This is a genomic window from Pseudomonas sp. B611, from assembly GCF_055407965.1.
In genome coordinates this window covers 263819-276567 of sequence record NZ_JBUZST010000006.1, presented here as the reverse complement: position 1 = coordinate 276567, position 12749 = coordinate 263819, and the positions used below count along the sequence as shown (strand labels likewise).

The following is a 12749-nucleotide window of genomic DNA, read 5'->3' as shown; positions in this document are numbered from 1 at the left end:
GGGAGCGTGTCCTCTGTGTTTCATTGACGGTTCCAGGCGGTTTCGGAGACCAGGCTCAAGCCGTCGCCTTCCGAGTTGTGGGCCAGCAATACGTCGAAGATATTCAGTTGCCCGGGTTGGGTCAGGGCGTTGCGCAGGTGCGCTTCATCGAAACGCACCAGCCGCTCGCGGTGCAGGTTGATCGTGCCGATGCGCTGCACGGGTTGCGTCGCGGCGGCGCGGGTGCTGACGGCGACCTGTTGCGCGCCGTTGTGGGCGTAGCGCTTGTCGAGGTAGGTCTGGATCAGCGAGAGCACACCGTTGCTGAGGTAGAACAAGGTCACGTTGCGCGCAGGGTCAGTCAGGCCTTGGGCCAGGCGCGCTTCGATGTCCGGCACCAACGCCCGGGCGCCGTCGCCGACAAACGCCAGCACGTTGCCGCTGCCGGTCATGGCGATATACGGCAAGGCCATCAGGCCATCGCCCATCAACGCACGGCCGTACCAGCCGGAGAACCCCGGGTCGGTGCGCGGCACGTTGCGCAACGCCGAGATGGCGCCACGGCCGACGTCGTACACGCCGATGTAGCGGTAGTCGTGTTGCTCGATGAGTTCGCGCACCAGGTTGCCCAGGCGGCGGAAGAAGTAGTTGGAGGTCATCGGCAGGGTTTCGATATGGTCCGCCGCCACGCTTTCGCTGGTGGCGGCCACTTGCGCCAGCTTGGCGCGGCGCAGGGCGAGCACCACGGGTTCGACCTGCAAGCCGCGCTCGATGTGATCGAGGAACACGTCCAGCGGCACGTCCAGCGCCAGGTCGGTGAACGGCGACAAGTGCCGGGGTTCATGGTTGACCTGCACCACGCGCAATTGGCGCTTGAGCTTGCCTTCGGAAAACGGCGTGGCGGCCTGATCGACCTTGCCCTTGAGGAAGAACACGCAGTGACTTTGCGGCCCATTCAGTTCGTGGTCGGTGTGCACGAACTGGTAGACCCTGCGACTGAAACCGTACAACGACAACGGCCCGAGGTAATTCGGTACCTTGCGGCCCTGATGATACGGACCGACGCTGCCCGGCTGGGTGATGCTGTCGGACAGCGCAATCGCGCCGCGTTCGGCCAGGGCATGCACGCGTTGGCGCTGCTGATCGCTGAGCTTGCCGCACTGCCAGAGCAAGTGCAGCGGCTGGCGGTTGATCAGGTCCAAGGCCTGGTCCAGCGCTTCGAGTTGCGCGCTGCTGAGGTTCACTTCAGCAGCCGTTGGCAAGGCCGGCAGCGCCACATTCAACGGCACTTGTGGACGCGATTCGAGCACGCCTTGGGTGGCCAGGATAAACACCGGCTCGGCACGTTCGGCGAGCATGGCGAAGGCTTGCTCCAGGCAGGCGCCGATCTCCTCGACCTTGCGGATGAACACCTGACGCAGGCCCTTGGCTTCGATGACCTGGCGCCCGTCGTTGTCGTTGTCGTGGGTGCCCTGGAACGCGTACCAGACGTTTTCCGGGCTGTCAGCGCAGATGATCAGCCCCGGTGCGCCGATGCGCTTGAGGTTGGCCAGGGTGCCGCGAAACTCGTCGATCATGCCCGAGGTCACGGTGATCACATAGGCGCGGCCAAACAACTGCCAGCCGGCCATGGCGCCCACCGCCAGGCTGTGTTCGTTGCAGCCGCTGAGGCAGCGCACACCGGTGCCGGCGACGTTGTGCTGCATCGACTGGATCAGGCCCGCGACCATCGAACCGGTGTAGGCGTGAAAGTCCCAGCGCTCCTGCCAGCGGCTGTGCATAAAGCGCGTGACCTCGGTGGCCAGGCTCACCGACAGCAGCGGACCGCTGATGGAACGGGCGAGCAAGCGGTTGAAGTGCGCATGCTCCAGATGGTCGAGGATGATGCGCAGCAGGTCGGCACGGCGCGCAGCGCGGTCGTCGTTGGCCACGCGCAGGTGGCGGTTGCCGCCGACGCAGTTCATCCAGCCGGGCAAGGCCGACAAGGCGCAGTACAGCACGGCCGAATGGGGCGACAGGCGCGCATTCGGCGCGGCGGCGATCAGCGCGTCGAACGGGTCGTCCATGCCCGCCTCGGCCTGTTCGCCAAGGTCGAGGATGAACAGTTCGTTGGACAACGGCGGGCTTTGCTGACGCAAGCGTGCCTGCGCGGCCTCCACCGAATCGAAGCTCATCAACCACATGTCCGGCAACGCCGCCGCATGCGCCGGGCTGCCTTGCAAGTAGCGCTGGGCCTGGACCATCAGGGTTTCCAGCACCGCATCGCTGCGCGGTCGGGGCCCCAGGGCCTGGTGCATTTCTTCGCAGTCGCCAGCGGTCACGGGCCAGTCAGCGGCATTCGGCAGCGGTTGCAAACCGGCCTGCAAATGCTCGATGACAAACGTCACGTCCTCAATCAGCGGCTGCGCCTGGGTAATCAAGCAGATTCCTAACGTGGCCTTCATGAACCTATCCCTATTCAAATCAAACTGAGGATCAAATGACCGGGCGCTGCGGGTCGCCGGTGACCAGCGCGATCGAGCGCCGCGCCAGCACGGCCACGCCGCACACCAGGGCCATCGCCAGCGACAGGCCGGCGAGCATGCCGACGTGGCCGCTGCGGTCGAGCAGCACGCCCGCGGCAATCGGCACCAACATGCGCGTCAACACGAACAGGCTGGCCTGCAAGCCGTAGTCGGCGGCCTGGCGATGCTCGCGGGAGAAAAACATCATCAAGGCGAAGACCAGGGTCGAGACCGCGCCCATGGCCGTCGCCAGCAGGAACGCCGCCGCCACCAGCCAGACCATGTCGGCGCGCAGGCCGACAGCGGCGGTCAGTGCTAATAACGAAATCAACGCCCACAACATAAACAGCGGAATCGCGCGGCCCGGGCCGATGCGCTGGATCAACCGCCCGCCGAACAAGCTGGCCACGGCGCCGACCACGCCGCCGCCGACGCCGGCGATCAGTGCAACTTTCGGCGCGACCATGCCCTGGTCCAGCAGCAGCGGTTTGAGGTACAGCCACGCCGCGCCGACAAACGGAAAACTGGTCAACAGCACCCAGGTCCACAGCCGTGCGCCGGGTTGGCGGAAGTAACCCGACCAGTCGGCCAGCGCCGGGCTGACCGGCGCGCTAGTGGTGCCTTGCGCATGGCTTTCACGCAGCCGGGCCAGGGGCAGCAACGCCAGCAGCAAGCCGCCGGCCATCAACAGGAATGGCGCTTGCCAGCCCCAGCGGCTTTGCACCAGCAACATCACGCCAGCGCCGACAATCGCGCCGAGAAACAGCGCCGCCGAACGGATGCTGCCGGCGCGCACTTGCTCCGATTGCGGCAGCAATTTGATCGCCAGAGCGTTGACCGGGATATCGGCCCAGGTCGCCAGCACCGAGGCGGCGAAGGCCAGACCGAAGAGGTACAGCGGGTTGCCGGTGATCGACAATTGGCTGGCCGCCACCAGCAGCACCGCCAGCAGCAGGCACAGCAGCATCGCCCAGTTGCGGTAATGCCCACGCTGGAAGCGATAGCGCTGCACAGGCAGTGCCAGCAGGAACTTGAACACCGCCGGCAAGCCGGCCAGTTGGAACAAGCCGATGTCGGTGCCCGACCAGCCGTGTTCGCGCATCACCAACGGCAGGCCGAGCAGCAGGTAGATGCTCGGCACCACCAGCACAAAACCGAGCCAGCCGAATAGCAATTGCAGACGCCACACGGAAGGGTTCATGAGGCGCTCCGGCGAGCCACCAGCACCGAGACGGGCGCCACGGCGAAGGCCACTTCGGGGTAGCTGTCGATGTGGCTGAAGCCCGCCTGTTGCAAGGCGTCACTCAGGCCGCCCGCCTCGGTGACATGGCGACCGAGCATTTGCATCGACAGGTAATACGGCATCACGCGCTGGGCGTGTTCGGGGTCGGCGGGGATCTCGGCGTGGGCGCTGATCAGCACGCCGCCGGGGCGCAATGCGGCATGGATCTTGGCCAGGGTGGCGGGCAGGTCCGGGACGAAGTGCAGCACCGAGGAACACCAGATCACGTCGTAACCGTCGCCAATCGGGTCGCTGGCGAGGTTGCCGCCGCGCACGCCGAGGCGTTGTTCCAGGCCAGCGCGCTGGATATTGGCGGCGGCCACTTCGACGGTTTTTTCGAAGTCGAAGACTTCGCCGCTGAGCAGCGGGTTGTCACGCACCAGGGCGATCGCCACCAGGCCGGGGCCGCCACCGAGGTCGAGCAGGCGGCGCGCCTGGCTGAACTCGGGGACCAGGGCCGTCAGGCGCAGGGCCACGTCAACGGTGACGGCGCGTTGCTCCTGAGCGATTTGCAGGCGGGCGGCGGCGGTCCAGTTGTCGATGGTGGTGGTCATGTCGGAGGGTTGGCTGTCGGGCTGGCCGGCGCGCACTTGCTCGCCCAGTTGGCTGCCGAAACGGCGCATGCCGCGCAGGCGAAAGGTCCAGGCGTCGCCGCAGTAGTCCGTCGCATCGCTGCGCAGGTAGTCGCTGGCCACCGGCGTGTTGCGGTACAGCGGCGGTTGGCGTTCATCGCGCTGGAGCAGATCCATGCTCCACAGGGCTTCGAGCCAGAAGCCGGTGTTGGCCGGGTCGAGTTCCAATTGCCGGGCGATCAGGTGGGCCGAGGTGGGCACTTGCAACAGGTCGAAGAGTTTCCATTCCAGCGCAATGCGCAGGGCGTCGGCGCGTACGGCGGACAGGGTCAGATCCCAGAAAGGTTGCAGGGCATGTGGGGTGGACAGATTCATAGGTTTATCGCTCACAGTTCATAGCTGAGCCGAAGGCCGACTTCGCGGCCCGGGCTGTACACGCGGGTGGTGCCATTCAGGTAGCCGACGGCGTCGTAGCGCTTGTCGGCGGCGTTGTTCACGTAGGCGCTGATGCCGTAGTGGCTGAAGTCGTAGCCGGCACTCAGGTCGATCAGGCCGTAGCCGCCACGGCTGTATTGGTTGGCGGCGTCGAGGTAGGTCTTGCCGACGGCGCTGACGCCGCCCTGGGCGTACCAGCCGGCAGGCGCGTCGTAGCGCAGGCTGAGGTGGCCGGTGAGGTCCGGCGCGTAAGGGTTGTGATTGCCCTTGTAGTCGTTGCTGCCTTCCGTGAATTGCTTGAAGCGCGTGCGGTTCAGGCCCACGGAAGTGACTACGCGCCAGTCGTCGGCGACGAGGTAGTCGGCTTGTAGTTCAAGCCCGGTGGAGCGCGCGGTGGCGGCGTTGGTGATGTACACCACGCCGGGCTGGATGATCTGTTGCACCTGCATGTCGCGCACGTCCATCAGGTACACCGCGGCCGAGTAGCGCATGCGTTTATCGGCGAGCCAGCCCTTGGCGCCGAGTTCGTAGGTTTTGACTTTTTCCGGGTCGTAGCCGGGGTAGTTGGCGGCGCTGGAGAAGGCGTTGAAGCCGCCGGCGCGGAAGCCTTCGGCGTAGCTGGCGTAGACGTAGGCGTCGGGTTGCCATTCGTATTGCAGCGCGGCTTTGGGGGTGAAGCGTTGCCAGCTGGCGCTTTGGCGACTGCCGATGGCCGGGTCGATATGCACTTTGTCTTGCTCGGCGCGGGCGCCGAGGGTGAGGGTCCAGCGCTCGGCCAGGGGCATCAGCCATTGGCCGAACAGCGCGCTGGTGTTGCCACCCAACTGGCTGGCGGTCTCGGTCAGGCGCAGCGGCAGTTTTTGCTGGTAGGACAGGTCGTGGTCGTCGCGGTCGGCATAGGCCCCGAGCAGCCACTGGTTGTCACGCCATTGGCCTTCGAGGCGGAACTCCTGGGACAAGGTGTTGAAGTGGTAGTCGCGAGCCAGGTGCAGTTGGTCGGCCGGCTGGAAGTCGGTGTCTTGTTGCAGGCGGTCGTAGAAGTCGTTGCGCGCGGTGATGGAGCGCAGTTTCACCCCGGAGTCGAAGATGTGCTGCACGTCCAGCGACAGGCTGCGGCCGCTGGAGTGGTTCCAACTGGGCGTGCCGGAGCGCACTTCGCGCCGGGTCGAGCTGGCAGCGCCCCATTGTGAGCCGCCATCGCGGTAGTCCTGGCGGCTGTAGCGCAGGTTGACGTCGGTGGCCAGGGTTGGCGTCCAACGCAGCACCATGCGCGCGCTGTGGCGCTCACGGTCATCGGCTTGGCCACCTTTATAGGCGTTGTCGATAAAGCCGTCCTGCTCGCGCCATTGGCCGGACACGCCGGCGTATAAGGTGCCAGGGGCCAACACCGTGCTGGCATCCGCGCTCAGTGTGCGCAGGTCGCGGCTGCCGGTGCCGGCTTCTATGCGCGCGTAAGGCGTATCGCCGGGCTGGCGGGTGTGGATGCTCAGTACGCCCGCTTCGGCGTTGCGCCCGTACAGGGTGGACTGCGGGCCGCGCAGGATCTCGATGCGCTCGACGCCCAGCAGGTTATGGTCGAAGCCCTGCCCCATCAGGGTCGGCACGCCGTCCACGAGCATCAGCATCGAGGAGGAAAACGCCGTCGCCCCGGAACTCAGGCCACGGACCACCGGCAGGTTGGTGCCGGACTGGCCGAACGGCTGGAAGGTAAAGCCTGGCGTGGTGCGGGCCAGGCGTTCCAGATCGTCGATATTGCCTTTGCGCAGGTCTTCGCCGGTGATCACCGACAGGCTCGCGGGGACTTCTTCCTGTGCCTGCTCGATCTTGTTGGCCGTGACCTTGACCGGTGCCAGTTCGGTCTGCGCCACGGCAACGCTTATGCCGCCCAGCCAACACACCAGCACACCGCTGAAAACCCCTGTGTTCAAACGCTTTCCCCTTCAATGAATCGCCCCATGGCCGCGTCGTGGCGATGGCAGTTGATGGGGAAACATGCTATTCATTAATGCGAATGCTTATCATGTATGTCCGTATGGATTTCGGATCAATCCATATGCGAATCGGAGCCAACTCTAGGGAGGGCGTTAAACGTGTCGGCTTTACAAAGGATTTCCCAGTCGTATCGAGTCGCGTCAACGCACTCGCGGTTGGTCAGCACGCAAGACTGCGGCTGGATGCGCCAGCAGTTGCCGGAAGAGCTGGGCGAGTGCTATTCGGAACGTCTGACCTTCGACGACGACCTGATGGTGGTGCGTTCGCGCTATCGCCCGACGCGCAATTTGATTGAAGAAACCGTGAGCCCGCACAACCGCCACATGCTGGTGATTACCTTCGGCATGCAGGGTGATTCCGGCTACAAAGGCGCGGATGGCGCTGCGGTGTCGTTCAGGGCGGGCTTTACCACGATCACCTCGTTCCAGCTAAGCCTGGGTGAACGCTGCTATGAGGCGGGTGCGACGGTGTCGCAACTGCGGTTGTTGATTGGCGAGAGCATGCTCACCAAGTACATCGGCGAGCAGCGCACCCAGCAGATCCTCGGCAACGGCAACGTGCGCCAACTGGCTTTCCAGAAGACCTCGGCCGCCAGCGCCAGCCACGCCAGCGCCCTGACCCGCTACCTCAACCACGGCGTGACCGGCACGTTGGACATGCACATCCACACCCTGAGCCTGCTCTCCGAACAGCTCAAGCTGCTGAGCCCCGATGCCCTGCCGGAAAGCCTGCAATTCAGCGCAACCGACATCGAGAAACTGGAGCGTGCGCGCGACATCATGATCGAGCAGATGGACCAACCGCTGACCATCCCCTATCTCTGTGCGGCGGTTGGGCTCAACGAGTTCAAGCTCAAGGAAGGCTTGCACTACCGCTTCAACTCCACGCCACACCGCATGCTCAACGAGATTCGCATGCGCAAGGCCTACACCTTGCTGGAAAGCGGTTGCCAGGTAGCGCAGGCGGCCTACCAGGTGGGGTACAAATTCCCGAACAACTTCAGCGCGGCGTTTACGCGATTCTTCGGCAAGACGCCGAAGTCGGTGTTTGGCAAACGCCGCTGAGCGCATCAAGGGTGCGTGGCGGGAGCCTGCTTGAAGGCTGCCTGGGCCTTGGGGTTGGTCAGGATGCTGTAGCGCGTGGTGCGCGAGACTTTGTGGGTGAGGAAGCGTTCGAACACCGGGTCGAAGGTGGCGCGTTGCAGGTTCGGCTGCGCCTCCATCAAGTAACGTTCGCAGAGCGCACGATAGGCTTCGAGGGTGATGAAGCGCTTGATCCAGAAGTGATAGAAGTAGCCCATCAAGAAACCCAGGCTGAAGTCATGATCGATGACCGAATGGGCGCAGCACTCAAAATCGATCAGGCGTAGCTGGCCGTCCGGGGCGATAAGAATATTCTTGGGGTGCGGGTCCATGTGCACAAACCCTTCGGCGAGCATCTGCGCAAACAATCGGAAGACCCGTGGCAGCAACTCACCGGCCTGTTCCGGGTCCGCGATAAGACGATCATCCACACTGCAGTGATCATCAAAAAAACCCACCAGCAGGTATTCCTCTTTCAGGAACGGAAAGCGCGTTTTATAGCCGAACCCGGCGACGCGCGGCACGCTGGCGGACTTGGCAGACACGACGGACAGGTTGATGAACTCATTGGTCAAGTCATGCAGGCCGAACGCACGTTTTAGCCCCAAGTAGTTTTGCAGCTGTTTTTTCCAGTGCTCAAGCTTGTTGTGCTTCAACACCCACCGGCGCTCGCCCTCCAGCAGGAAAACGCCGCGGGTGGCTTCTGGTATGTCTAGGGTGGTGTGTTGATCCGGGGTGGCGAGGAAGCGCTGGACCAGGGTGGAGAGTTCAGGCTGATGGCGCGGGTCGAAATGGAAGGTGATGTCGCCGATGGACTCGGGTTGGAATGCGCGGGTGATGTTGTTGAGGTGACGCATTGGGTCTTCCTGACGTGGGGCAATGAGGCTATCGGTCTTTGCGAAACCTTCCAGTTCCGCGCGCCGATCAAAATCGTAGACAACAAAGTTTCTTCACAGCGTTTCGAGGGATACAGAAACCAGGACGCCGATCTGACTGATGATGTTCGTGGGAGCAAACACATCTAACAAACCGGCGTTCTTGCACGCGATAGTACTCGTTTACGCGCTCCAACTACATTGGCTCCAGTGCCAGTCCAAGGCCTCTGGACTAGCCCGGCGAGCGTTTTGTTCGGGTTGGCGAAGCGGGGAACCATTCAACTTCCCGTAGTCGGTGCCCTCCAGCTGTGGCGACACGCGCACGAGCATCGTTTCCGGTTCAATGGCGATCAGCCCCAGATCAAACAGGGTGTGGATGTCCGTCCGCAACAGCAGTCCATTGGAAACCACATTGGTGTGATCGCCCTTGTAGGGATGGATATGCGCGGCTTCTAGCACAGCGAGTAGATTGCAGCCGGTAATGGCACACGCTTCGCCATAGGCCTCCAAAAGCGCTTTGCGAAAAGCAGGCTGCCCTCGGCGACGGATGATGTCGGCGGTCACACGCTTTCTGGCATCGGCGACGTCTGTAGGATCAAAACAGCCCGTTTGCTCAGCAGCAGCCTCGGCGACTGCGAGTGCCTCTTCGATAGGATTTGCAACCTGTCGAACAGAAACTCCAAATCGGCTTCCCGATAATGCATCGGGGTAAATTTCCCAAATGCCATGCTGAACTGGGTCATAAAGCTCAAAGGTGGCTTCTCCGACGTTGAACAGCTTGTCGTAGCGGTTGCCCTGATCAGTCCGTCGAGGTTTTTTGTTTTGCGTATAACCCCCGCGGGCTCGGGCGTTAACAGACATCATGTAGAGGTCGGTCAAGTTATTGGGGTTGAACTCGGGTTCACGGGCGAGAACCCAAGCTTCGACCTGTTTTCGAGTGGCGCAGCCTCCAAGCTGCTCTACAGCTACAAGGGCTTTCTCCCATTTGCGCATGCCTTCGATGCCACCTGGCTGCGCGTGACCTTCTTCGTTGCTCCAACCCTTTGCCATAAATGGTCCTCTTGGAATGTTGTTTCTGCGATTAGGCAAACTTCTGGTGAGCTCGCTGCCAAAGTTCGTGCGCGTCATCAATCAGCCCGCTGGCAATCGACTCCCTCGTTTCAGGGTCTCGCAGCAGCGCCAAATCCTCATTGGAGGGGGCATGGAGGTTCACATTGGTTTTCGCGTACCGCCAAAACAGAGTGCTAGTGTTGCGATTACGAGGGGCGATCTCTCGGCTTAGCTCAAATAGACGCTCGCGATCTTCAGGAAATTGCTCACCGTCACAGTAGTAACCCACGTAAAGCCGGTGGTTGACCTCAATGTAAACACCGCCCTTCATGAAGTTGAAAGGGAATAGGAGGCCGATGAACTTGTTGTTTTTGGCCTTTTTGTAAAAGTCAGAAACTGCCTCCTTCGTCGCCGTAATCTCTGGGTTGCCGAGGTACGAATAATGTTGAGTTTGATAAGCCGTCATGCGTTCCCAAATATCGAGCTGTAGGTCGGCCAATACCGATTGGAACGCATGATTGATATCGGCAATCACGAAGAGGTTATCGCCCAACAGAATCTGTTCTTTCAGCTTGCTCATGTAGCGCTCGCTCTGGTCACTGGATGTCAGCTTTTGGAGTAGTTCGATGTACTGGAAAATGCTTTCCCGTACGCCGGGCTCGCGGGCTACCAGAGGGATACAGTCCTTCAGCCAAGAGATGATCTCGACTTCATAGCTGAGAGAAATTACAGGCAGCGTTTTTTTGCTTTCTTGACTGGGCTCGGCGCCATTCAGGGTGAGGTACGTGGTCCAAATATCGCGGTAACCTTCCCCCGCCATTTGCTGGTGGTAGTCCCACAACTGCTCGTCACGGTCACGGGCATAGACCTTGTTCTCGATGATCACGGCTTGATTGGATGGGTTGCGAACAAGGATGTCGATGTTCTTGTACTCGACCTCGACAATCGCACGCGATGAATCGAAGTTCCGGATGCCCACTCGCGTCAACAGGAGGTTCAGCAACGCTGCTCCCTGATTGTGGCTAGCTTTTGGGTCGAGCAAGAAGGCGAGAAAGCGCGAGTGAAGCCGAACTTCATCACTTGAGCTGCGCAGTACTGAGAAGAGGTTGAAGCCTGCCGGGCGCTGATACTTTGCGCGCAGTAGAGCCGAGAGCTGCAAAAAATCGTCCACGATAGAGGAGTCCTGATTTCGGTCGAATTGCGACGCGTAGTATCAGGCAAATCATGCAAGGGGTAATGGCTATTTGATACTTCTGGAGTGCAGGAAGCCTCTGCTTCACTGTGTTGGTCGTTTCGCTCTGACCAGTTCAGCTTCCTGGCCCCTGCACCGCCCTAAATCGCAGGCAAAAAAAAACCCGGAAATCCTCACTTGCGTGGGCCTTCCGGATTTTCTAAACCGCCAAAAATGGTGGGTCGTGTGGGATTCGAACCTACGACCAATTGGTTAAAAGCCAACTGCTCTACCAACTGAGCTAACGACCCGCTGTGTGGTGGCGCGTATAATACTGATTTCTAAGGATTATTCAACACCTTATTTTAAATAAATCAGAAATAACGCGTTGGGTCCGTAATTCCGGCCGCTTGGAAGCCTTCTGCACGCAGTCGGCAGCTGTCGCATTTCCCACAAGCGCGGCCATCATCGTCTGCCTGATAGCAGGAAACTGTCAGCGAGTAATCGACGCCAAGTCCTACGCCAGCCTTGACGATATCGGCTTTGCTGAGGTTTTGCAGCGGTGCCAGGATACGGAAGCCCTGCCCTTCTACACCGGCCTTTGTCGCCAGGTTGGCCATGCGTTCGAACGACTCGACGAACTCTGGGCGGCAGTCCGGGTAGCCGGAGTAATCCACCGCGTTGACGCCGATAAAGATGTCGCGGGCGTTAAGCACCTCGGCCCAGCCGAGGGCCAGGGACAGGAAGACGGTGTTGCGCGCCGGCACGTAGGTGACAGGAATGCCTTCACCCAGGGTTTCTGGAACATCAATGCTGCTGTCGGTCAGCGCGGAGCCGCCAATGCCATTGAGGTTCAGGCCGATCACTTTATGCTCGACCACCCCCATGTCGCGCGCTACACGGGCAGCGGCGTTGAGTTCGGCGCGATGGCGCTGGCCGTAGTCGAAGCTCATGGTGTAGCAGCTGTAGCCTTCAGCTTGCGCCATCGCGACTACGGTAGCGGAGTCGAGGCCGCCGGACAGCAGGATTACGGCGCGTTTTTGATCGTTGGTTTGTGCAGTCATGTCAGCGTCCTGGCTCGTCGTTCCAAAGGTATTTGTGCAACTGCAATTGCAGGCGCACCGGTAGATTGTCCGCCACGACCCAATCGGCAAGGTCGCGGGCGTTCAGGTCGTGGTGGCTGGGAGAAAACAGCACCTCGCCTGCGCGACGGTCCAGGCCGTATTGGATCAGTTTGGAGTTCGCCCAGTCGTAATCATCACGGGAACAGATAACGAACTTGACCTGATCGTTGGCCGTCAGCAAGTCGATGTTCTCGTAACGGTTGCGGTGCGATTCCTTGGAGTCGGGCGTCTTCAGATCGACTACCCGGCTCACGCGCGGGTCGACCGCGGAAATATCCAAGGCACCACTGGTTTCCAGGGACACCTCGTAACCGGCATCGCACAATTGCTTGAGCAAGGGAATAGCGTTGGGCTGCGCCAACGGCTCACCGCCCGTCACGCAGACGTAGCGTGGCCGGAAGCCGGCAACCTGTTCGAGGATGTCGTCGAGGGTGCGCACGGTGCCGCCACTGAAGGCGTAGGCGCTGTCACAGTATTGGCAACGCAGCGGGCAACCGGTCAGGCGCACAAATACTGTGGGCAGGCCAGCGGTGCGCGTTTCACCCTGCAACGAGTAAAAAACTTCGGTGATACGTAATGTGTCTTGCATAGTCGCCACGGGCGTAACAGCTAAACAGGCTGTCCGCCTCCGTCAGGCACTTCAAGAGACCCCGCCAACGCGTGGGCCCCAAAAAGCGTGTTTC

The 12749-nt window shown here is 61.4% G+C and carries 10 protein-coding genes and 1 tRNA gene; 1 reads left to right on the top strand and 10 read right to left on the bottom strand.

The window, feature by feature from the left end; all coding sequences use genetic code 11:
• Positions 1-20 precede the first annotated feature (20 nt).
• From ACZRMO_RS16090 to ACZRMO_RS16075, 4 genes are read right to left on the bottom strand one after another with little or no spacing between them, the layout of a single operon-like run.
• Positions 21-2423, bottom strand: coding sequence for a decarboxylase (locus tag ACZRMO_RS16090; RefSeq protein WP_463973446.1), 2403 nt, complete (start codon positions 2421-2423; stop codon positions 21-23).
• A gap of 31 nt (positions 2424-2454) precedes the next feature.
• Entirely contained in the window at positions 2455-3684 is a 1230-nt protein-coding gene (locus ACZRMO_RS16085) for an MFS transporter (RefSeq protein WP_463973445.1), read from the bottom strand.
• Positions 3681-4712, bottom strand: coding sequence for a methyltransferase (locus ACZRMO_RS16080; RefSeq protein WP_463973444.1), 1032 nt, complete (start codon positions 4710-4712; stop codon positions 3681-3683). Before ACZRMO_RS16080 ends, ACZRMO_RS16085 begins: the two co-directional genes overlap by 4 nt.
• 11 nt (positions 4713-4723) lie before the next feature.
• Complete coding sequence (locus ACZRMO_RS16075) at positions 4724-6700, bottom strand: TonB-dependent receptor (protein WP_463973443.1); 1977 nt, start codon at positions 6698-6700, stop codon at positions 4724-4726.
• A 162-nt stretch (positions 6701-6862) separates the two neighbouring features.
• Between ACZRMO_RS16075 and ACZRMO_RS16070 the strand changes: the two genes are divergently transcribed.
• On the top strand, positions 6863-7828 hold the full coding sequence (locus tag ACZRMO_RS16070; RefSeq protein WP_463973442.1) for a helix-turn-helix domain-containing protein: 966 nt from the start codon (positions 6863-6865) through the stop codon (positions 7826-7828).
• Positions 7829-7833: 5 nt separating this feature from the next.
• On the opposite strand, the gene ACZRMO_RS16065 is transcribed toward ACZRMO_RS16070, so the two are convergent.
• From ACZRMO_RS16065 to queE, 6 genes are all read right to left on the bottom strand, one after another.
• The gene (locus ACZRMO_RS16065; RefSeq protein WP_463973441.1) at positions 7834-8703 is read right to left on the bottom strand and encodes a phosphotransferase; all 870 of its coding nucleotides are present in this window, start codon (positions 8701-8703) and stop codon (positions 7834-7836) included.
• Positions 8704-8904: 201 nt separating this feature from the next.
• Positions 8905-9771 carry an HNH endonuclease gene (locus tag ACZRMO_RS16060; RefSeq protein WP_463973440.1) on the bottom strand — a complete coding sequence of 289 codons (867 nt, stop codon included), beginning with the start codon at positions 9769-9771 and terminating at the stop codon, positions 8905-8907.
• Positions 9772-9802: 31 nt separating this feature from the next.
• Positions 9803-10942: a PDDEXK-like family protein gene (locus ACZRMO_RS16055; protein ID WP_463973439.1), complete on the bottom strand. Its 1140-nt coding sequence runs from the start codon at positions 10940-10942 to the stop codon at positions 9803-9805.
• Between the two features lie 235 nt (positions 10943-11177).
• Positions 11178-11253 (bottom strand) — tRNA-Lys (locus ACZRMO_RS16050).
• A 63-nt stretch (positions 11254-11316) separates the two neighbouring features.
• Positions 11317-12006, bottom strand: coding sequence for a 7-cyano-7-deazaguanine synthase QueC (queC, locus tag ACZRMO_RS16045; RefSeq protein WP_463973438.1), 690 nt, complete (start codon positions 12004-12006; stop codon positions 11317-11319).
• Position 12007: 1 nt separating this feature from the next.
• Positions 12008-12655 (bottom strand): 7-carboxy-7-deazaguanine synthase QueE, encoded by a 648-nt coding sequence (queE, locus tag ACZRMO_RS16040; RefSeq protein ID WP_124524942.1) that lies wholly within the window; start codon positions 12653-12655, stop codon positions 12008-12010.
• Between the last annotated feature and the right edge of the window lie 94 nt (positions 12656-12749).

Bases quoted from the DNA above. Each gene is read 5' to 3' on its own strand.
- ACZRMO_RS16090 (WP_463973446.1), bottom strand. From the start codon at position 2,423: ATGAAGGCCACGTTAGGAATCTGCTTGATTACCCAGGCGCAGCCGCTG.
- ACZRMO_RS16085 (WP_463973445.1), bottom strand. From the start codon at position 3,684: ATGAACCCTTCCGTGTGGCGTCTGCAATTGCTATTCGGCTGGCTCGGT.
- ACZRMO_RS16080 (WP_463973444.1), bottom strand. From the start codon at position 4,712: ATGAATCTGTCCACCCCACATGCCCTGCAACCTTTCTGGGATCTGACC.
- ACZRMO_RS16065 (WP_463973441.1), bottom strand. From the start codon at position 8,703: ATGCGTCACCTCAACAACATCACCCGCGCATTCCAACCCGAGTCCATC.
- ACZRMO_RS16060 (WP_463973440.1), bottom strand. From the start codon at position 9,771: ATGGCAAAGGGTTGGAGCAACGAAGAAGGTCACGCGCAGCCAGGTGGC.
- queC (WP_463973438.1), bottom strand. From the start codon at position 12,006: ATGACTGCACAAACCAACGATCAAAAACGCGCCGTAATCCTGCTGTCC.
- queE (WP_124524942.1), bottom strand. From the start codon at position 12,655: ATGCAAGACACATTACGTATCACCGAAGTTTTTTACTCGTTGCAGGGT.